Raw genomic sequence first — 20458 nt, 5'->3', positions numbered from 1 at the left:
TGATGTAACTAAATCAACTTCAGCCTGAAGAGGGCTAGCGACGAAAAACTCTTGAAGGAACCGAACGTTCTATCAGCGCGAGTAAAAATACGGACCAACCCATATTTAAGAAATGATTATATTTAAAGCATACCTTCAATAGGTAAAACACCAGAGAGCCAAGCTCCAATGCTTCTCCAGATACTAGATTCTGGCTCGCTGTCATAAACTTTACCATTCCCTAAATCTGTCCAATGTAAATTTCCCTCTCGAATCTCAACGTAATATGCGTCTTTAGGCAACGCACTGTTTAATTGAACAGTGGCCTCTTTAACATATTCAGGATGTGTAATATGAACTGCCATTTCAGTATTGATATAGGCTGAGCGAGGATCCCAGTTCATCGATCCAACAATAAAATCAGCATCATCGATGACGATGACTTTGGCATGGAGGCTTGCTCGCTGACTCCCGATCAAACTCCATTGGCGTTTGATTTCTGCACTGGCTTTAATTTCCCAAAGGGTAATGCCACTTGTCAGCAATTCTTCTCGATATTTGGCATACCAGCCATGAACCGCGAAAACATCATTTGAAGCCAAGCTGTTAGTGACAATCGTAACTTTCACTCCGCTCTCCGCCAACCTTTTCAGTCCTAGGGTACCTGCTTCAGTGGGCACAAAATAAGGAGAAATGATCAAGATGTAGTCAGTTACATTGTTTAGTCTTTCGGCGAGTTGTTCCGCTACCTGACTATCACGGGTTTCTACCTTGTCTGGTAAGTCATACCAGAGTACTGCTTCACCCCAGTAAAGCTTGAGCGTACCGTGCTTTAGGTGCTCAAATAGCTCTAGTTGGCTGATGTCATATTCACCGTCTCTAAAAGGCGCTACTAATGCGTTCACATCAACAAGGTCTTCCAAGGCGTATTGCGTCTCGTAATCAGAGAGCGAAACAAGCGCACTGACGGGTTGTGTTTGGTCGCTGTTCCAGTACAAATCAAACTGAGTTGCTGTTTCAACAACCGCAGGACCAAAAAGCAGCACGTCAAAATCGCCAAATTCAACTTGGGTGGAAAATGAAAAATATTCGTTGCCGATGTTACGACCACCCACAATAGCTGCCACACCATCGGCAGTCATCGATTTATTGTGCATACGATGATTGAGTCGAGAAAAATCGGTGAGGAAAGATAAACCCCGGAAAAACCTGTTGGTGTATGGATTGAACAGACGTATTTCGATGTTCGGATGGTCATTCAACAGCGCCATGACCTGGTCGTCCCGACGCTGCATATCGTCAAGCAAAAGTCTCACTTTGACGCCGCGTTGCGCTGCTTCATAGAGCCGCCATGTGATGATTTTGCTTGTTTCATCATCTCCAAACAGGTAGTACTGCAAATCCAACGAGTGCTGAGCACTTGTAATCAAGGCGATTCGGGCGAGTAGGGCGTCATCGCCATTATTGAGAGAGTGAAAGCCGGTTAAATTGTCTTTCACCGTTTCAGGGCGAAGCTGCTCATAATATTTGGCCAGAGTGCTACCTTCCTGATAGCCAGAGTGGTAGCTAAGCTTTTTTTCAGTCACTAATGGGTTGGAAGCTGAACACGCAAGCAATCCAAAACAGCTAGCAACAACTAGAACACGCATCCATTTCAAAAAAACCTCCTTAAGAACGAGTTAGTCAAAGTTGAACCCAAGTAATGACGATTAATCTACTTTATCAACCACATAGTGAGAAGTAGTCTGAGTAAGGTTAAGTATCAAGTAACCAATCAAAATGGCTGTTGCGATTGATATTAATCGCGTCAAGTGAGAGGAGAATGGGTCATCTCCCTGATAATTTAGAACCTGACTGACCAGAACAAAAAAGTTGGTAAACAGGAGTTGATAGATACTCATACGGCATCGCTGGCGCATAGCGAAGCAAGCCAATTGCAAGCCTAAAAACAACGTAGCGCCGAACAGTGCCCATGTAGGCCAGCCAACAATCGAAAGCAGAACCATTGGGAGCGTGAAGAGTATACCGATAGCGGTGGTCGTGATACGATTCCGACTAAATAAGCGGTGATCATCAGAAAATGGAACCCTAATCATACTACTGATGGTAATACCAATTAATATGGATTGGGAGCTTCCTGAAGCGATAAGTGCAACCATCACTAAGGCCATTGCAATACTTTTGAAAAAGATAAGCCCCAGGTGGGAGTTTGCTCCTTTGGGGTCCTCTTCATCAGTCTTTATTTCTTTTTCATCGCCTGGGAACAGCAAAAAGCTAAAGTAAGTGACGATCAACGCGATGACACTCGCTTCAAGCATCAGTGCTGGCAAGCCAAAACTTGATATACCGAATTGCAGATTGATGACACTCATCATAATCACAACCAATAAGACAAATGTGGCCAAAATGTCTTTGGGATTTTCGTGACTTCGGTAAAAACTCCAGAATAAAAGCGCCCAGCAATAAAGCCCGTAGCCCGTTGGAGAATCGATGAGCTGTTCCCCTAACAATACAACACCAAGGCTGACAAATACCATAACCGCAAGAAGCTTAATCAGCATATCTACGGGAGGTTTTGATGGCATGATCGTTAAAAAAATCACCACAAAAATTGGGGCAAGTATGGGCAAGAGCGCTCCATGTGCTGAGAGATAAAAGAGCAGTATTGATGGTGCTAAAACCAAACGAAGCACCGGATTCGCGGCGCTACGAAACATAAGTCCAAACACTCAGTACATGCATCCAAATGCTTGCTAGCCACTCACCAAATTTGCTTTTCTCAGTATAGACTGCAACGGTAGCTTGAGAACCAAATCGGACGTTTGAAAGTCTCTCTACGTCATCAAAGACAATATTAACAGGGTAACGCTGGGCACTGATTGCCTTGTTATCTGCGACTAAAAAACCTGTAGTGGCATCTACATTATTACTGCCTCCTGTCCCCCAGCCAATGCTGTCAATTTTTCCGGAGAGAACACGACCTGGCAGCGCATCCAATACAATATCGACACGTTGCCCTTCTCGAATATGTTCAAGAGAGTTTTCTCGTAGCTGGGCCGAGATCCATACGCCACGAGGGTCAATGAATGTTAATAATGGCGTGCCAGCATTAGCACGTTGTCCGTTCGTGAGTTGGACATTAGTCAAAACTCCCTTTGAAGGCGCAGTAACATTGGTTTTTTGAAGGTCAAGCTGAGCTTTTTCAAGTTTGGCCATCGCCGCGAGAATTTGCGGGTTGTTATTACCAGCAGGCCCCAAGTTTTGTTTTGCTTGCACTAATGCTGCTTCCGCGGCCTCCAGCCCAGCTTGCGCACGAGTTTTTGATTCTAGTGCATTGTCCAGATCTGCCTTACTTAAGACCCCCCGCTTAGCCAGTGTTTCCGTTCTGGCTGCTTGCTCACGAGCATTATTTCTCGCAGCCAGAGCTTCTACAACTCTAGCCTGTGCAACCTCTACGGCCGCAGTATTTGCACCAATACTTTGACCGACTAACTCCAACTCTGCTTGAGCCGCTCTAAGAGCAATGTCGTAGTTTCTTGGATCGATTCGGAACAAAAGGTCGCCGGCATTCACGATCTGATTGTCACTGACTGAAACGTCAATGATATTGCCTGTTACCTCAGGTGCGATCTGTACAAGATAAGAATGGATCCGGGCACTGCTGGTGATTGGTGTAACCCTGTCGGCCCAAAGACTATAAAGCCAAATTACTAAAATCGTGGTAATAATGTAGATACTTAGTTTTCTCGATGATGATTGCGTGTCAGACATCAGTAATTCTCTATTTTGCGTTAAGCTAATTTGCGAAAGTATACCATTTAATTGAACATTTAATACATGCCAAGCAAGCGGCTTTGATGTGATGGATACACCTCCCTTCTTGCATTGTTGTACAACACGATAGGTACAGCCATTAAAAGCAGAAGTAACAGCCATGTCGATTAAAGTTATTGGGATCGATTTAGCTAAGAACTTCTTTCAAGTATGCTTATTGAATATTGACGGTACCATCTCGTTAAATCTTAAGGTCCTTCGAAACAAACTGCTCCATACAATCCGTCAACTTCCAGATAATACTCCACTGGCTAGGGAGTCATATGCTTCATCACAATATTGGGGGCGAGTCTTTTTAGGGCTTAGTTTTAAGGTATCACGCATACCAGCACAACATGTTAAGTCGTTCGTCGGTAGACAAAAGAACGACGCAAACGATGCAAGAACCATTTCTTTCGGCTACTAAAAAAGCCGCTTAACCATGATTGGTAGTATCCATCACCCACAGTTCCGATTCCGTTATAGTTGCTGAATTGTCTAGACTCACTGATAGCTGCCTAAATTTATGAAATAGGTTAGAAAGTTCTTCAATATCCTTAAGGCTAGCTGTTCTAATTTCCATCATTAACTCTTTGTCTTTGTTAGGTTTTTAAATGTATTCGAGGAAGCATCTAGGTTAAGTAGAAATATCTCTGCCTTTCTATAATGAACATTCACTTTCAACCTAAATAGCTGTTCCTAAATGTAGATCACTGGTATGTAAAAAAGAAGGGAACTCGGTACCGTTTGAGCGATCTGATCAGTCACCAAACATACAAACCCGCAACCGTTACCGAGTTTCCATGATTCTAAGGTTACCTGACCGCGCTGAGCGACGTCGTATCACTAAAAAGATGCATAAGACTAAGGATAAAGACCATTACCGACACTTGAATGCCATATTGCTTCTTTCTCAAGGTAGAGCCGCGACGCTCCCATTTCTTCAAATTGCCGCTGTATTGACTGCTTTACTCGCACTGAATCCTCAAAGTCTTGGATATCAACGTTCACGTTGGAGAACTGAGTCGATGGCGATTGAGGTGAATCGGATATTTGGGTTTAACGCGCACTCATCGACCATTCGTCGATGGGGGCCTAAACTTGGGATTGTCTGGCGAAGAGCCTGCATATCAAAGATCCAGATAAAGAAGCCAAACTCACCAGAATCAAAGAGGCATTAGCGCGTTGCGACGCTGACAATCCGGTGTTTTATGAAGACGAAGTCGACATTCACTTAAACCGCAAAATTGGGTCAGATTGGATGCCCAAAGGTCAACAAAAGAAAGTAGCGACACCGGGACAAAATGCCAAATACTATCTCGCAGGAACTCTGCATGCCAACACTGGTAAAGTCTCGTATGTCGGAAGTAGCAGTAAAAACTCAGAACTGTTTATTGCGATGCTAGAGTAGTTGAAACGCCAGTACCGCCGAGCAAAAACCATTACTCTTATCATAGATAATTACATCATTCACAAGAGCAGAAAAACACAGGGTTGGTTAAAGCAAAATCCGAAGTTTGTTTTGCTTTTTCAGCCAGTGTACTCGCCTTGGGTAAACAAAATAGAGAAGCTTTGGCATACGTTGCATGAAACGGTGACACGGAATCATCAATGCAAAGTAATGTGGCAACTTTTAAAGCGGGTTCGATACTTTATGGATAACGTTTCACCATTTCCCGGCGGCGGTCATGGGCGACAAAAAAGTGGAGCATAATTAGGAACAGTTATTTAGGTATGAGTCTATATTACTACTCCCACAGTAGGACTAATCTACCAAACCTATCACCACGAATATAAGTAAATTAACTTTAGTCAGAGTGGTATCGGTTCAAACTAGCCCATTTTCTCTGGCGGCTAATAATTTCCCCAATCCTTGGATGCAAAAAATTGTATGTAATGCATTTGAGACTTTTGGGACGCCTTATAGTAACTGTTGGGGCAATGCACGAACGGGCTTGAATCCCTGCTTTACTCGTCACTTTCTTCTAGTGATTTTACAAATTTAAGCACTTGATTTCTTTTAGCTTCAGATAATCTCGAGATTGCCGTCGCTAACTCAGCAGACGCCTCATCCTCACAAAAAAAGTAATTTAACGGCACGCCAAGAGCATCAGCCATTTTTCTTAATGTGCTGATATCCGGCGTATGTCGCCCTTTTTCGTAATGGTTCATTCGGCCACTTGCAGAGCTTTCATCCATACCGATCATTATCCCCAAGTTTTTCTGGGTAATTTTGGCATGTTTGCGAGCTTTTTTAAGCCGCATAGGTATCGGGTTGTCTTCCACAGACGATTCATTTCTCTTAAATCCTTCGATAACTTAGATTGTCTAAGTTTTACTTATTTTTGTATACTTAGCAATCCTAAGTTTTTGGTGTTTTGGAGTTGTATGTGAAACGTTCTCAAAAGATAAACGTGTATATTTATAAGTTATTGATAGAAAAAGAGATGGATGGATTTTCCGTTGTCGAGGCTCGAGATGCCGCTCGCTTGTTCTCCGAAAGTCCTAAAGATATCAATGAGCTTCGAAAGATTGTTTATCGACAGTTATTAAAGTGTATTGAAAGCGGATGGTTGCGCTGTGAAGGTTCTGGTAGGGAAAAGCGTTACTTCAAAACTGACGAGTTTTATTCGCTCTCTTTTGAGCCTCGTAAACCTAAATCACGTGTAAAAAAGTGTCTCCCAAAAGTTTCAGTTATAAACAGTGATAGTAACGATTACTCAGAATTAACGGTTGAGCGCAACAGATTAAAGGGAGAGTTGGAAGTCACTTTGGGTGAGATAGAGCAGTACAAAACGTTAAAAGAACAATATCCCGATCAATTTCAGCTTCTTGACCGTCTGCACGTTGCCGCTAACGAAAAGGCAGCTTTGTTTATGGGTAACATTAATGCAATTACGAATATGTTGAATTCATTGTCACATGAGAGAACATAGTATGTTAAGAAAATGGCAAGCAGAATGTGTTGCTCAGGCGTTGGAAAAGTACGAATCCGGTTCTAACCATTTCTTCTGTCAGGCAACACCTGGAGCCGGTAAAAGCATCATGTCAGCTACACTGGCTAAGACACTACTCGATAAAGGCATGATCGATCTTATTCTTTGCTTTTCACCTTCAGTCGCTGTAGCTGATGGCATGAGGGCTACGTTCTCGATAACCATAAATTGTCCATTTAACGGAAGTCTAGGCTCAATTGGTCAGTCGCTTACTTATCAGTCAATTCAGTATTTAGGCGACGACTTTTGGCGGACCATTGAAAAATATCGGCTGCTTGTCGTATTTGATGAAATACATCACTGTTCTGGCGATGGGCCAGACAGAGCCAACATTTGGGGACAACAGATATTAGCGCGTATACAAGGTGTTGCCACCTATACTTTGGCTCTTTCAGGAACTCCTTGGCGCTCAGATAAATTTCCGATTGTTTTAGCTGAATATAGTGATCCGGAAGGCAAGCTTTTTTGTGATTACCAGTATGGGTTAGCTGAAGCTATAGCTGACAAAGTTTGCCGTAAGCCGAAATTAGTTTTGGTTGATAATGAACATTTAACGATTTCAGAAGGTTCGGAGAAAAAGTCATTTGCTTCTATTCTTGAACTCCTTAAGCAATCAAAGACGTCTTATCAGGATGTGATTCATAATACTCAAGCAATGGAGTATATCCTCGGCTTGGGATGTCAGAAACTTAGTGAAATCCGGAAAGAGTCTTTTAATGCCGGTGGTCTCGTTGTTTCGTCATCGGTGAAGCATGCAAAACAAGTACAAAAAATATTGACCGAAAAATTTGGCCAGTCAGCAACATTAGTAACCTACCATCATGATGATCCACAATCTGAAATTAAGGCCTATCAAACAGGAACGACCCAATGGATTGTGAGTGTCGGTATGATAAGCGAAGGTACCGATATTCCCCGATTACAAGTGTGTTGTCATATCAGCTCTGTAAAAACAGAACTTTACTTTAGACAAGTACTTGGTCGGATATTACGAGTCAACGAAAGTCCAAATCAACAAGCCTGGCTTTATACGTTTGCCGAGCAGAATTTAATTGAATACGCGGAACGTATAGAGCATGACATTCCTGAAACATGTCTCTTTGCCAAAATCGTTAAAGATGAGTATGTCACACAGCTAAAAGCAACAAATCAAAGCGGTGAAGTTGAATCTGAACCAATAAAAACTATCAATATTTACAGCCAGTTAGAATGGGGAACTTATTCTACACAGTCCAATTCAGGCCGGGGCTCTGATGACATTTATGATGAAATCTGGTTAGGACAATTTCGTGAGCGTGTAGTCTCAGCATTTTTATAATCAGAGAAGATGTTTCATCAAGCAAGAGATTTTTAAGGAGTTTATATGTTCTATATCGGTGTTAGTTATTATTACGCGACGGGTGAAGGTGTCACAATTTATGTTGCTAGCGGTAGCGAAGAATTCATTCGGGAGTCGATTCCTGAGTATTTTCATCGGGGGCTCACTATTTTGACCCCTTCAGGGTGGCTAAAAGCTGCTGCTGGAGATTGTGAGGATGAATATCACCAATCGGATGCGGAAGATCTTAAAACCTATTTACCGGTATTATGGAAGCAAATTGAGCAAAGAGCATTAGAAAGAGGATGTCATCTGGACTTTTTCATGAAGCACCATTTTAACTATGCCTAATGTAAAGCAGGGAATTTCAGTGAAGATTTTATATTTCGACATGCTTAGTTTGTTCTATTCGAATGAATATTTTGACCATAATGCAAGTGTACATGCCAAGTATAAAGATTGGTTCAATGCTCGAACAACGACACTTTTAGAAATGGTGGAACCGGATTTTCAAGCTATCGACAAGTTAAGAAGTGCAACGTCAGAAGCGGGGCTACTACTACTTTACCCGTTGGGGGCTTTTTACAATCGTTCATACCTTATTGAACATGGTGTGTTTACTGGCGACGAATTAGCCCCTGAGACAGAATTACCCTTCAGAACGCATATGGACGACAATAATTCAGTCCGTCAGATGTTAGTCCATGCTCACAGTCTGAACGCCCAATGGTACGTCTGTGGCGATGTCGGCTCTGAAGAGCTATTGCAACATTATCCGGATCGTTACTTACGTTCAGAGTCTGGAAAGGGCGTTACTAGTGAACTGATTTCTAAAATACGCGCCTTAAAATCAGCGGATTATTAATTAACTTACTGGGGCAATGCCGGTGCTTTTGAAAAAGAGACGAACTGTAGACCAGATAGCGGCTGCAATCAGAAGCAGAAACCACATTGATGATTTCCCTTCTGCTGAAAGACTGAAACTTTATGAACAGTGGAAGTTAGGAATGACCTCAAGAATACTTGATGGCATATTTTTGTATCAAGACAAGCGAACAAAGATTGAACTATACGAACTTGAGCAAGCGATTTCTTATGGATACAAGAGGCAATTGATATTATTTTCGCTAAAGGTAGCAGCTATTTTCGCTGCAACCACTGCTGTATATGTAATTCAACTTGTGTGATAAATAGAGTATGTCTTGCCATTTTTCTATTAGCTCAAGCTAACATACTTACACGTTTGATATTCACGATACCGAACTCCACTTTCTTTCTCGCAGACGAGTTAGCGCTGTGAACCCGTATTATAGGTGGTTGAAAACTTTACGTTACAGCTGCCTCTTCAATCCATAAAAGCACATCATAGCCAGTGCCGTGTTCATGATCACCAAGATCTTGATCAAGGCTGATTTCAGATACTGTCCCTTGCTTGAGTAATACAATGGCTTCTTCAGGCCTGTAGACTCGGTGCCACCCATCTGGAGTAGGTCGTGCGTCATCTAGGTAAACTTTCATAACTTCCCTGTTATGTATTGTGAAAACAGCAGTACAGCCTGTTTTTGAACTGATACAGGTAACATCAAAATCATCCTATCAAAATGATTGTACCTATCGGTTGCATTCCTTAATATATCCACCAAGTTGCAAGTATCAAGGTATGGAATGGGAGCTCAGAGAAATAAAGCTTTAGAGGATTTAAGCTACGCGCATAAAGAGCGATTGGCTTTTATAGACTTTTGCTTGCAGTACTTTGGTGATGTTGCAAGAACAGACCTTATACAGCATTTTAAAACAGGACTGGCGTCTTGTTCGCGTGACTTTACTCTCTATCGTGAGTTAATGCCGGATAATTTGGTCCTCAAGCATGAAGATAAACGTTACTACCGCACAGAACAATTTCAGCCACTTTTTGAGCATAATAGCAGTGCCATACTACAACGCTTAGTGGAAGGCTTTGGTGACTGTATCTCTATGCCTGTTAAGCCTTCTGAAATATGCATTCAGTCTTTTAGCCAACTTAACCCGAGTAGCGACATTGTCGCGGGACTAATGCGCGGTATTGTCCATCAGCAACCAATTCAAGTGACTTATTGGTCTTTGAGTTCAGGCGAGACACAACGCATTCTCGTACCCCATACACTGGTTAATAATGGGCAACGTTGGCATGTCAGAGCGTTTGACCGCAAACATAATCAGTTTCGTGACTTTGTTTGCACTCGGTTTACTCAGGTTGAAAATCTAGAAGAACAAGTTCTGGAAAGTGAACAGAGAGAAAGTGATGATAGTTGGAATCAGTCGGTTGAACTTGAGTTAGTCCCCCATCCCTCACAATCATTTCATCAGGCTATTGCCCTGGATTTCTCTATGGAATCCTCACCGGATTGGCATCGTAGCATCAAGTTAAGACTTCCCCTTGCCGGATACTATCTACGTTACTGGAATGTTGATTGTACGGAAGATCACAGCCTGACAGGGCGAGAACATTTATTGTGGCTGCGTAATGCCAGCCAGTTAAAAGATATTGCAGAGCTCGATATTGCCCCAAAGGCATAACGAACTCACAACAAGAAGAATTTCGAGCCATACGCTCAACAGAATTAAGATAAACAGATGGACCACAGTGTACATAATAAACTTGTTTCATTTATCTGGAATATCGCCGACGATTGTCTGCGTGACGTTTATGTTCGGGGTAAGTACCGCGATGTCATTTTGCCTATGTGGTGTTATTACGTTTAGATACGCTGCTTGAGCCTAAATAACTGTTCCTAATTATGCTCCACTTTTTTGTCGCCCATGACCGCCGCCGGGAAATGGTGAAACGTTATCCATAAAGTATCGAACCCGCTTTAAAAGTTGCCACATTACTTTGCATTGATGATTCCGTGTCACCGTTTCATGCAACGTATGCCAAAGCTTCTCTATTTTGTTTACCCAAGGCGAGTACACTGGCTGAAAAAGCAAAACAAACTTCGGATTTTGCTTTAACCAACCCTGTGTTTTTCTGCTCTTGTGAATGATGTAATTATCTATGATAAGAGTAATGGTTTTTGCTCGGCGGTACTGGCGTTTCAACTACTCTAGCATCGCAATAAACAGTTCTGAGTTTTTACTGCTACTTCCGACATACGAGACTTTACCAGTGTTGGCATGCAGAGTTCCTGCGAGATAGTATTTGGCATTTTGTCCCGGTGTCGCTACTTTCTTTTGTTGACCTTTGGGCATCCAATCTGACCCAATTTTGCGGTTTAAGTGAATGTCGACTTCGTCTTCATAAAACACCGGATTGTCAGCGTCGCAACGCGCTAATGCCTCTTTGATTCTGGTGAGTTTGGCTTCTTTATCTGGATCTTTGATATGCAGGCTCTTCGCCAGACGATCCCAAGTTTAGGCACCCATCGACGAATGGTCGATGAGTGCGCGTTAAACCCAAATATCCGATTCACCTCAATCGCCATCGGCTCAGTTCTCCAACGTGAACGTTGATATCCAAGACTTTGAGGATTCAGTGCGAGTAAAGCAGTCAATACAGCGTTTACCTCGAGTTGAGCTTTCCAAGCCATCGAGGCTTTGTTGCGGAAATCGATGGAACTAAATTCAAAGCTTACGATCTGATCGGCTACGTTCATTCAACTCTTTAGTCTCATGCCTAAACCACGTTACAAAACAAACAACTGGAAGCAATACAATCAAGCTCTCATCAACCGCGGCACTCTGACGTTTTGGATTGATGAAGAAGCGATAAGAGAGTGGAGACAAGGCAAGCAAAACAAGCGCGGGAGACCTCGTATTTTCAGTGATTTGGCCATCACAACCGCTTTGATGGTAAAGCGCATTTTTTCAATGCCACTTCACGCTTCGCAAGGGTTTATGGATTCCGTGTTTCGACTTGCTCAACTTGCACTGCACTGCCCACACTACAGTTGTATCAGTCGTCGAGCCAAAGATGTTGATGTAAGTTTTAAAACGAAAACCAAAGGACCGATTCAGCATCTTGCTATCGATGCGACAGGTCTCAAGTTTATGGCGAGGGCGAGTGGAAAGTCAAAAAACATGGCTCGGATGGTAAACGAAGAGTGTGGCGGAAATTACATCTCGCAGTAGATACGAGTACGCACGAAATCATTGCCGCAGAGTTGAGTTTATCAACGGTGAGTGATGCAGAAGTGCTGCCCAATTTGCTTAAGCAAACACGTCGAAAAATCCTTGAGATAGGCGATGGGGCTTATGACACGAGGGATTGCGACGAAGCAATCCGTATTAGACGAACCGTGGCTCTTATCCCTCCAAGAGAGGGAGCGGCATTCTGGGAAAGAGGTCATCCGAGAAATTTAGCAGTTGGTTGCCAAAGCTACATGGTTCGAACAAGCATTGGAAAAAGCGCTATGGCTACCACAAGCGCTCGCTATCTGAAACGGCGATGTATCGAGTCAAACAGTTGCTTGGTGGACGGCTAAGTCTAAAAAATTACAACGCACAAGTTGGTGAAATTTACGCGATGATCGAAGCGTTGAACAAGCTTACAGGGCTTGGTATGCCTAAAACTTGTCGTATTGGCTGACAATTAATCTAAATAGGGCTGTTCGGCTTCGAAAATGATTTACGCAACAAAGTCAGACGTTAATATAAATTTGGCGTGAGGCGGACCATCCTATATAGTTGTATCCGCCTTCTCGAAAGAGTTGCATTAATGCTTGAAGTCATTTTTGTTAATTGTTTTAACATAGTTTGAGACTTTGTGATTGATAAGTTCGAGATCCTCAGTTATGGGAATCAAAGTTACTCCAAGTCACTTCTTCGAAATAGTTTCGGTTATGATATTGAACAAACGATTCTCGGCTCATGGGAGTACAGCGTAAAAAATTAGAGATTTCTAGTCTTTCGTCCACAATCATTTCCTTTACAGCCGCTTCGATATGTTTGTTGGAGACCGATGGAAGGTTTGAGCAAAAAGTATGAATGATTTTTTTTCTGTGTTTCTCATAAACAAAAATGCTAAAAACGGCATTATTGTTACTGATTTTCCAGGAACGCGATAACTTCACGAGAGCTCCATGGTCTTTATAACCCAATGATTGAGCAAGCAAATTATAACGTTCTTTTGATTTAAATTTATCATGTCCTGACTTTTCTGCTATCAGTGACGTAAATCGTACTGCTTTCGATTTAAAATTATCAAGATTAAAAGGAGCAACTTTAAAGGTTTCCTTATGCATAGATTTATCCCTATTATGCGTAGTGTGTAGCTTCGCTATGGATTAGGCTGAATGGCGAGGAGGCACTAGGTAGTTATTGTTTTAGCAATATTATTCCAAAAATCATCAGAATTCCCCAACGAAAAATCTAATTCACCATTACGTGTTGCCAACAGAAGAGAAGCTACACGGATGTAATGCATGTATGTTGTTCTGATATCACTGTGTCCTAGTTGTTTGCGTAAAGCATCTTCAATAGCTGCGTCATAATGTGCTACATTGATCTGTTCTCGAGTTAAGTGTTTGATAATAAACATTGTGGCATACCAGTCCCTTGTACTGTGAAATGACCAATGAAAGTGCTGGTCATTAAGTTTCTTTTTTGCTCGGTTCGTCGCATCTGACACCATTTTGGGTGTTACGGGTTTACCGACCTTATTCAAGAAGAATACAGCATTATCGTTTTTATGAGGAAATTTCTGTCTAAATAATTTTTTTCTTTGGTAATAAAGTGGTAAGTATGTTTTGCATATTATTTTCCAGGCAGACATGTTGACCTTTAAAGTTCTTTTTTTATTCCCTTTTTCTATAGTAGTGAAAGGAAATGTTTTGGGAGTTTTTCCTTTGGGGTCTTTGGGAACCAAATTTTTTATTTCAGGATATGTTCTAATATGATCATTTTCACCGATTCCAATATAAGGGAAAGAGCATACTCCCTGTTCACGCATACCAGTAGCTAGTGCTAAAAGAAACATTACTGGATAAACTAGATCACTATATGATGTTACTAAAGCTATGATATTTTCAAACTCCATTATAGTATCAGATTTATTATTAAAGCTTCTAAATTGCTTTCTTCGTGTGTTACGAATATCAATGTTTGCATAATCTGGAACACTTCCTGATAGGATGCCTTTACTTGATAAAATTTTGCTTTCATCTCGAAAATTAAATTTCCAGTCAACACTTGTTGAATTTATTAAAACCGGAAAATGGTTCCTTTCTGCCCAAGAATAGAAGTCGAAAACGATACAAGCATCTAAATATATAGTATCATCCTTTGGCCTTTTCTTGTGTTCATTATCTCTCTTTTTTATTATATATCCTTGCCATTCACGAATATCGCTATCCGTAACTTCTCGCCAGAAATTTTGGCTTATGTTGGCATTATTTTTTATTATAAAATGAAAGAAACGTTTTAAAATATTGGAATACCGTTCGCTGGTTTTAAAACTTCTGTATGTCCTTTCTTTTAAAAATAGATTTACAGCACTCATCAATATTATCTTATCATTTATTTTTAAAACTAGGATGTAATGAGAGTAATCGGTTCTTTCATATGGATATGTAATTAATTTCCGTTCAATAAGCATACTATTTTACCGCCGAAATAGAAGGGCTAGGCTTTACGAGCGTTACAGATTTAAAACCATCATTCTGATCTGGATAAGATATTAGTTTATATAACTTATCTATAAACTCTTCGCTAAATTTATTGGTGTGATTCTTTCGACAATAGAAATTTGCCAATTGTAATTCGTGACCTTTACATGATATTGAATGGACAGGAATTTCGCTTATATTTAGTAAAAGTTTTTTGAATTGCTTGGCAAGAGGAAAATTACTTTCAATAAGAATAACATCACCTTTTGATAAAGTAATACCAAGACTTTCAAAGTTGCAACTAAGAAAAGGTTGAAAAAATATTACTGAATTAGGTTGTGAAGTGAAGCAGATATCAATGGCATCGTTTATGTTTTTTTCTTCTATTTCGAAGAAAATCTCCATTGAAGTTTTTAAATCCATTTTTGATGAAATACTACTATAATCTGGTTTGATATGAGCAATAATATTACACCCGGGAATGATTGTTTTAGACTTTCTTTTTAATTCTGATAATTGCGATCGTAGATCCGCTAGTTCTGATATTTGTTGTTTATTAATAGCTATTATTTCATCATTTTGATTTTGTAGCTTGATAGCATTTGCTTTGTCCTTTTGGGCTGTAAATGAAGCAAGATCTTGCTTCATCATATCGGAGTAAACCTTTAACTTAATATTCTCTTCATATTCTTCATTTTTCATGCTAAGAGAAGAAATTTGATCTTCTAGGAATTTAATTTTTTCTTCTGATTCTGTTGTTGAATTAGGAATTATATCAACAGATTTTTTACCTTTTATCATAGATAAAAGATGACTGTAATCTCTAGAAATACTTTGCCTGCTTACTCCTGATTCTATTGCTACTTCCGAAATAGTTAAGAGAGAGCGACCTGTCCGTTGTCTAATTCGTAAAATAGCATTTTCTATTCTTTTTTGGGTGATACTTGCTGGTTTAGGTAGTAGATGTCGGAATTCTTTATATAAATAGGACCGAGAAACCTTAAGATACTCAGCTAGTTTTTTTACATTAAAAGAATCTGATGAGATAAGGATATCAATTACATTTTCTACATCCTTTTCCTTTAAAGTCATAATTGAGCCTTTTTAAAATTCTGGTTATTTTTCTTATTTTCTAATCTCTCAAGAAGCTCTCTGTGTTCAAGAATTTCTTTTTGATAATAAGTCACAACTTTTTCATTGCTTGATTCATCTAGATAGCTTAACTTTTGTTTGTAGTAGTTAATTTGAGAGTGAATATTAGAAATTGATTCATCATTAAAAATTAGGTAATCACACACTTTGTAGTTACAGAAATCAACGCATGGTCTTTTTGAATTGGTTTTCATCATACATGGTGGGATAGAATCTTCATTACCCGCGTTTATGCAGAAACCACCAATGGGGACTCTCGATACGAACAAAGGTATACCAGCTTTTAGTGATTCACGCACATAGGATTCAATATCGGTTACCAATATGCTACCTGGATAAATTTGCTCTTCCATACGTTTTTTGATTTTATCTGATAGATCTCCCGCTGTATTATTATTATTGATAGCCTCGAATATTTCTTGTAGATCTTCTGTGTAGTTGTGTTCTAACAACTCTATTACACTCTCTACCATTAATTCGTTGCGCATTATATATCGAAGTGTCATACCATAACTTTTATGACCAAAGAGCTGACGAATAAGATCAATGTTTTTTTCACTTCTAGAAATCAGTAACCATGCGATAGTTTTTCGCAGCTGGTGTGGGTGAGCATCTGTTACATCTGTCATATCAGCGACTATTTTTCTAATGTCTTTTGTAATTGTATCAATTTTTATTTTTTCGAAATTCTTTTTAGAAGGCATATCTGTTACCAAAAGATATTGGCTATTTAATGTCTTTCGGCTGATAGCAAATAATTCAATTAATATATCAATAGCATCACCAACAATTTTTGGTATAGGGATACTATCTTCTTCACCTTCTTGTTCTGAATCGGCGGCTTGCTTAAAACGTATAATATCTAAGTATAAACAATCATTTTTTTTATATGCTGGCTTAGCCTTTAGTGATGCAATCTCACGACGCCTTAAACCAGTAAATAACCCTATAATAAATATACAACTTCGTTTTAGTTTTATAACTGCTGGCCGTATTTCATTGGTTGGTATTGTTGTTCTATCTTGCTTCCCACTGGCGTAACCTAAAGAAGTAACCTCTTTGGTTACAGGCTTAAAATTGAAAAGTTTAACTCCATCATATATGTCTGGAATTTCCATGTTCTCGAGTACTTTAAAAATATGTTTTGTACGACCATCTTTTCTTATGGTTCCCCAAGAAGAACCATCGTCTCGTCGTCCTTTTTCTTTTACTAAATTGGAGCATTTAATAATTGTTGGAGATAAAGTTTGTATATATTTTAATGATTCATCGAAAACGGATTTTACAATTTCTGAATCCAATGGTTGCCATGGATCGCATTGTTCATCTTTGAGAGTTCTTAGTTCAGCACGTTTTTCTTTATCTAAAATATCATACTTATCGTATTCAAATCTGAATTCTTTTGGTAACCTTTTTTTGTGAGATAATTCACTCCATCTGTCAAAAAAATATATTGCACTATCCAGTTTTGTTATTGAACCTGGTATTCTTTTTTTAAATAGTGAAATGCAATCTTCAATATATCCTTTACATTGACTTAAAGTAATATTAGAAAGCATTTTTCTAGATGTAAATCCAGAATCAAGGAGAAAATTTTTAGCGACATTAATAAAATATGAATGGCGATGATTTGTTGTCAACCAACTGGTTATGTTTAAATTGAATAATTTAGGGAATTCATAATAAGTTAGTATTTTTATTAAAATTACCAAATCGTTATAGTTAGATACATTATTATTTTCACTAAAATTTTCAAAGTTTAGTGATATATGTTCTGATTGTGAATATTGAATTCTCCAAACATTATATTTGAAATTTATTTCTTCTGATATTTGAATGTCTTTATCAATGTTGATCTCGCCAAAGTTTATTAGTTTCATTAGTTACTCTCTGAAATAATAGGTGGAAGTAGGTATCCATCAACAGCGTTTCTCAACTCAGCTTCTTGAATATCTTCTTGATAAGGCCATGATTCGATGACTTCTTTTGCTGCTTCATATTCTTCCCTATACATGCAATCAAACTGGTCACTTCGCATTGAGCGTCGTTTCTGATCTAAATAGAGGAATCTATCTACTACAAATGGAATGTTGTCACTGGTAACGGATGATTGTTGACACGTAAGACATTTGTTAAATTGTTTGCATGGTTTATTTGATCTGGGAATTTGTCCACCATCAGACAAGTGCCAGGTGGGGTAGTATGGGTTATTACAGATTGCTAATGGTGACTCGCCATTGTGGTTTGTATAGATATTTATTATCTTTTTTTTGATACATGTTCTTTGTTTTAATGGAACTAGTTTTCCTTTGAAAGAACCATCACGAATACTGTCGAATATACTATCTAATTCCATTGCTAGTTTGTCATTTCTTAGCTGTTGGAAGTGGGAGTTGTCTTTATAAACCTCGTCAGTAATTGCAGATGTTGAGTGCCCAAATAGCGCGACTTGAAGCAATAGCGGCAGCTTTTTTTCTTTTTCATTTAGATACAATCGAGTTGGCCTGAGTCGTCTTAGATCCAACTTATACCCAATACTTTTTTCAATGAACTTGCTACTTGAACTTCTATTAACACCTTTACGGCATGGGTAATGCGCTACAAATTTTAGACCAGCATTTACTACTAAACTTATGAATGCAGGGTGAACGTCAAGATCTGTAGTTGCTTTCTCGTATAAATGTCCTTTTCGTAATGTTGAAGTTCTTTTTACTAGTAATTTTATTAAATTATACGCACTGTATTTATCAGTTTTTGAACTAGGATGAATCATCAATCTCTGTTCGCGAAGTCTTGTTTTCTTATTTACAGAAGCTCCCTTTGCTTTTGTTGATTTAATAAATACCCAGTCATTTTCCATAGGAATTGGGTCATAAATATAATCATCTGGATCTATTCGTTCGGTGATATCGGGTGACCAACCAGTTTCGAAGCAAATCGCTATTTTAATAGCGATCAGTTCACGTAAATCCGGGTAGATATATGATATTAATTTTGTATATGTTAGTTCTGGGGCTTCTAATACAAATGAAGTGTACCCAGGAATGTTTTGCATGACCATTCTCTTTGCGAGGGTTTTAAATGTTGTTGTAAGATTTGTATATGTAAGGTCTTTGGGAATATAAAATTTTCCATTTTCTGCCAAATCTTCATTTGATGCATTATTAGGAAAATTTGGATGAATAGAATATATTGTAGCAATGGCATTTTTTAGGCTTTCATGCCAGTCAGTAAATCTAGGTAACGCTGGATCTGGGTTAGCTCGGTGCCAAAAGTCGATGCCGATTTTGTTGCTAACCACTCCTGATTTTCGGGCACTCTGAAAAATTTCATCTTTCTTATAAGCAACGTCAATTTCTTCTCTTAGAAATTCTTCCAATTTGACTATTTGTTCTGAGCTTAGTGGTTGAAAATGCGTTGGTCTCGGTTTTTCCGGAACAGGCCATTCGTCGGGTGATATAGTGAAAACAACTCCGTTGTGAAATTCTTCAGCAATAAGGCGTCTTACTGCAACAGAAATTTGATATCGGCGTTTTGTCGTTTTAATCGTAGATAAATATTTCAGAAATTTAAGAAATTCAACATCATCAAAGTTGGTTGTTATTAATTTACTTTTATTCTCTTTTTTTAAATATTTAATTAATTCACCAAGTGCACTTTTATCACCGATACTTATGTTTTTCCCACTTATTATTTTTGCGGATAAGTTTCCGATAGATACTTTTTTATTTCCCATTTCACCAAATCTATATTTCATTTATTTGTCGTTAAGTTTTCTGATAATGTGTTTTTAACATAATCTTCACGAAATTTTGAAAACGAAAATATATGGTTTTTGTTGATGGTGTTATTTGGTAGGCTTTGGTGTGCTGATTTTATTCTTGGGATGTTTAATTTATATGTGATTATTTTATTATTTTTAGGTGTAATTAACCCAGAAATTGAGGGGTATCTAATTCCACTATGTATTAGTGAAAATAGTAACTTTTTATATTCTGGCTTTTCTATAATAGCCATTAAAATAGTAGCATCACTTATATGTTTCTTTGATACGTCAGGAAGGTTAGAGCAGAAAATATTAATTATGTCTTCTCGTTGTTTTTTATTACTAAAAATATTTAGGATATTACGGTTATCAGTAATTCTTCTAAGATAATTAGAGTGTAATAAATCATTGTGGTCTTTATAACCTAGAGCATGAGCTAACCAATCATACCTTTTTTTTGACGGTATATTACTAAAACCTGATATTTTGGTTATTAACAATGAAAATTGTTTTGCTTTTAACTTAAAGATGTCGGATGGAGAAATTTGAGGTAATGAATGGTTTTTAGACATAGTTTCACCTTGGTCGTAGTGCAGCATTGAAGTTTGCTATGCGACTCTCATGCAAAATGCCACTGAAAAGTGATTACTTTGTCTATTCAAAACTATCGTCTTTGCCTTGAGTCGGGCTAGGTGACGATAACCTTTACAATTTTACGTTACCAAACTTGGCGTTGTATGTAAATTTTGATGTGTTGATTTTATGTAAAAGTTTGAGTTAAAACACATTTTACATACGTTACTCATATTGATAACGCATGTGTGATGAAGTTATGCGTGATTACAGATTCTGC

The 20458-nt window shown here is 38.9% G+C and carries 16 protein-coding genes and 5 pseudogenes; 9 read left to right on the top strand and 12 right to left on the bottom strand.

All coding sequences use genetic code 11. The annotated features are described in order from the left end of the window. Positions 1–122: 122 nt before the first annotated feature. The 3 genes from VV1_RS15180 to VV1_RS15170 are packed head-to-tail and all read right to left on the bottom strand — an operon-like array spanning position 123 to position 3750. Positions 123–1628 (bottom strand): phospholipase D family protein, encoded by a 1506-nt coding sequence (locus tag VV1_RS15180; RefSeq protein ID WP_011080990.1) that lies wholly within the window; start codon positions 1626–1628, stop codon positions 123–125. A 60-nt stretch (positions 1629–1688) separates the two neighbouring features. Further along, the gene (locus VV1_RS15175) at positions 1689–2696 is read right to left on the bottom strand and encodes a DUF2955 domain-containing protein (RefSeq protein WP_011080989.1); all 1008 of its coding nucleotides are present in this window, start codon (positions 2694–2696) and stop codon (positions 1689–1691) included. Further along, a complete protein-coding gene (locus VV1_RS15170) occupies positions 2686–3750 on the bottom strand; it encodes an HlyD family secretion protein (protein ID WP_043921064.1) in 1065 nt (354 codons plus the stop codon). Before VV1_RS15170 ends, VV1_RS15175 begins: the two co-directional genes overlap by 11 nt. A gap of 163 nt (positions 3751–3913) precedes the next feature. On the opposite strand from VV1_RS15170, the pseudogene VV1_RS25280 reads away from it, so the two are divergent. After that, positions 3914–4204 (top strand): annotated as a pseudogene (locus tag VV1_RS25280) (IS110 family transposase); the annotation flags it as partial. 391 nt (positions 4205–4595) lie between these two features. Next, positions 4596–5506 (top strand): annotated as a pseudogene (locus VV1_RS15155) (IS630 family transposase). A gap of 254 nt (positions 5507–5760) precedes the next feature. Here the strand turns inward: VV1_RS15155 and VV1_RS15150 are convergent. Next, positions 5761–6057 (bottom strand): helix-turn-helix domain-containing protein, encoded by a 297-nt coding sequence (locus VV1_RS15150; RefSeq protein WP_043921109.1) that lies wholly within the window; start codon positions 6055–6057, stop codon positions 5761–5763. Positions 6058–6182: 125 nt separating this feature from the next. Here VV1_RS15150 and VV1_RS15145 point away from each other — a divergent pair, with 125 nt between their 5' ends. Genes VV1_RS15145 through VV1_RS15130 form a run of 4 tightly spaced genes read left to right on the top strand, consistent with a single transcriptional unit; the run spans position 6183 to position 8971 of the window. Further along, positions 6183–6728, top strand: a complete 546-nt coding sequence (locus VV1_RS15145; protein ID WP_043921063.1) for a hypothetical protein — start codon at positions 6183–6185, stop codon at positions 6726–6728. Position 6729: 1 nt separating this feature from the next. Further along, positions 6730–8106, top strand: a complete 1377-nt coding sequence (locus VV1_RS15140; RefSeq protein WP_011080983.1) for a DEAD/DEAH box helicase — start codon at positions 6730–6732, stop codon at positions 8104–8106. A 45-nt stretch (positions 8107–8151) separates the two neighbouring features. After that, complete coding sequence (locus VV1_RS15135) at positions 8152–8457, top strand: hypothetical protein (protein ID WP_011080982.1); 306 nt, start codon at positions 8152–8154, stop codon at positions 8455–8457. 19 nt (positions 8458–8476) lie between these two features. Beyond that, positions 8477–8971 (top strand): hypothetical protein, encoded by a 495-nt coding sequence (locus VV1_RS15130; RefSeq protein WP_043921108.1) that lies wholly within the window; start codon positions 8477–8479, stop codon positions 8969–8971. A 461-nt stretch (positions 8972–9432) separates the two neighbouring features. On the opposite strand, the gene VV1_RS25020 is transcribed toward VV1_RS15130, so the two are convergent. Continuing rightward, positions 9433–9624 carry a cyclic-phosphate processing receiver domain-containing protein gene (locus VV1_RS25020; protein WP_011080979.1) on the bottom strand — a complete coding sequence of 64 codons (192 nt, stop codon included), beginning with the start codon at positions 9622–9624 and terminating at the stop codon, positions 9433–9435. A 147-nt stretch (positions 9625–9771) separates the two neighbouring features. Here VV1_RS25020 and VV1_RS15115 point away from each other — a divergent pair, with 147 nt between their 5' ends. Both VV1_RS15115 and VV1_RS25025 read left to right on the top strand, forming a co-directional pair. Then, positions 9772–10662: a WYL domain-containing protein gene (locus tag VV1_RS15115; RefSeq protein WP_043921062.1), complete on the top strand. Its 891-nt coding sequence runs from the start codon at positions 9772–9774 to the stop codon at positions 10660–10662. Positions 10663–10719: 57 nt separating this feature from the next. Continuing rightward, a pseudogene (locus VV1_RS25025) lies at positions 10720–10865 on the top strand (type I restriction-modification system subunit M N-terminal domain-containing protein); the annotation flags it as partial. Between the two features lie 16 nt (positions 10866–10881). Here VV1_RS25025 and VV1_RS25275 read toward each other — a convergent pair. Continuing rightward, a pseudogene (locus VV1_RS25275) lies at positions 10882–11612 on the bottom strand (IS630 family transposase); the annotation flags it as partial. Between the two features lie 142 nt (positions 11613–11754). Between VV1_RS25275 and VV1_RS15105 the strand changes: the two are divergent. Beyond that, positions 11755–12670 (top strand): annotated as a pseudogene (locus tag VV1_RS15105) (IS5 family transposase). A gap of 199 nt (positions 12671–12869) precedes the next feature. On the opposite strand, the gene VV1_RS15100 reads toward VV1_RS15105, so the two are convergent. The 6 genes from VV1_RS15100 to VV1_RS15075 all read right to left on the bottom strand — a co-directional run bounded on the left by VV1_RS15100 (position 12870) and on the right by VV1_RS15075 (position 20177). Further along, a complete protein-coding gene (locus VV1_RS15100) occupies positions 12870–13325 on the bottom strand; it encodes a hypothetical protein (protein WP_043921061.1) in 456 nt (151 codons plus the stop codon). 65 nt (positions 13326–13390) lie between these two features. Next, a complete protein-coding gene (locus VV1_RS15095; RefSeq protein WP_243742148.1) occupies positions 13391–14581 on the bottom strand; it encodes a site-specific integrase in 1191 nt (396 codons plus the stop codon). Between the two features lie 97 nt (positions 14582–14678). Continuing rightward, complete coding sequence (locus VV1_RS15090; RefSeq protein WP_011080971.1) at positions 14679–15779, bottom strand: hypothetical protein; 1101 nt, start codon at positions 15777–15779, stop codon at positions 14679–14681. Then, positions 15776–17719: a tyrosine-type recombinase/integrase gene (locus VV1_RS15085; protein ID WP_011080970.1), complete on the bottom strand. Its 1944-nt coding sequence runs from the start codon at positions 17717–17719 to the stop codon at positions 15776–15778. Before VV1_RS15085 ends, VV1_RS15090 begins: the two co-directional genes overlap by 4 nt. After that, entirely contained in the window at positions 17719–19596 is a 1878-nt protein-coding gene (locus tag VV1_RS15080) for a hypothetical protein (RefSeq protein WP_243742149.1), read from the bottom strand. The genes VV1_RS15085 and VV1_RS15080 overlap by 1 nt, the downstream gene beginning before the upstream one ends. Further along, positions 19593–20177: a hypothetical protein gene (locus tag VV1_RS15075; protein WP_021276443.1), complete on the bottom strand. Its 585-nt coding sequence runs from the start codon at positions 20175–20177 to the stop codon at positions 19593–19595. The genes VV1_RS15080 and VV1_RS15075 overlap by 4 nt, the downstream gene beginning before the upstream one ends. Between the last annotated feature and the right edge of the window lie 281 nt (positions 20178–20458).

The sequence above is a fragment of the Vibrio vulnificus CMCP6 genome, assembly GCF_000039765.1.
GTDB lineage: Bacteria > Pseudomonadota > Gammaproteobacteria > Enterobacterales > Vibrionaceae > Vibrio > Vibrio vulnificus_B.
This window is presented reverse-complemented; position numbering and strand designations above follow the sequence as displayed.

What these genes read in the sequence shown, in the direction of transcription:
- VV1_RS15135 (WP_011080982.1), top strand. Translation starts at nt 8,152, where the DNA reads ATGTTCTATATCGGTGTTAGTTATTATTACGCGACGGGTGAAGGTGTC.
- VV1_RS15080 (WP_243742149.1), bottom strand. Translation starts at nt 19,596, where the DNA reads ATGAAATATAGATTTGGTGAAATGGGAAATAAAAAAGTATCTATCGGA.
- VV1_RS15100 (WP_043921061.1), bottom strand. Translation starts at nt 13,325, where the DNA reads ATGCATAAGGAAACCTTTAAAGTTGCTCCTTTTAATCTTGATAATTTT.
- VV1_RS15115 (WP_043921062.1), top strand. Translation starts at nt 9,772, where the DNA reads ATGGGAGCTCAGAGAAATAAAGCTTTAGAGGATTTAAGCTACGCGCAT.
- VV1_RS15180 (WP_011080990.1), bottom strand. Translation starts at nt 1,628, where the DNA reads ATGCGTGTTCTAGTTGTTGCTAGCTGTTTTGGATTGCTTGCGTGTTCA.
- VV1_RS15095 (WP_243742148.1), bottom strand. Translation starts at nt 14,581, where the DNA reads ATGAGTGCTGTAAATCTATTTTTAAAAGAAAGGACATACAGAAGTTTT.
- VV1_RS15150 (WP_043921109.1), bottom strand. Translation starts at nt 6,057, where the DNA reads ATGCGGCTTAAAAAAGCTCGCAAACATGCCAAAATTACCCAGAAAAAC.
- VV1_RS25020 (WP_011080979.1), bottom strand. Translation starts at nt 9,624, where the DNA reads ATGAAAGTTTACCTAGATGACGCACGACCTACTCCAGATGGGTGGCAC.
- VV1_RS15085 (WP_011080970.1), bottom strand. Translation starts at nt 17,719, where the DNA reads ATGAAACTAATAAACTTTGGCGAGATCAACATTGATAAAGACATTCAA.
- VV1_RS15175 (WP_011080989.1), bottom strand. Translation starts at nt 2,696, where the DNA reads ATGTTTCGTAGCGCCGCGAATCCGGTGCTTCGTTTGGTTTTAGCACCA.
- VV1_RS15075 (WP_021276443.1), bottom strand. Translation starts at nt 20,177, where the DNA reads ATGTCTAAAAACCATTCATTACCTCAAATTTCTCCATCCGACATCTTT.
- VV1_RS15170 (WP_043921064.1), bottom strand. Translation starts at nt 3,750, where the DNA reads ATGTCTGACACGCAATCATCATCGAGAAAACTAAGTATCTACATTATT.
- VV1_RS15090 (WP_011080971.1), bottom strand. Translation starts at nt 15,779, where the DNA reads ATGACTTTAAAGGAAAAGGATGTAGAAAATGTAATTGATATCCTTATC.
- VV1_RS15140 (WP_011080983.1), top strand. Translation starts at nt 6,730, where the DNA reads ATGTTAAGAAAATGGCAAGCAGAATGTGTTGCTCAGGCGTTGGAAAAG.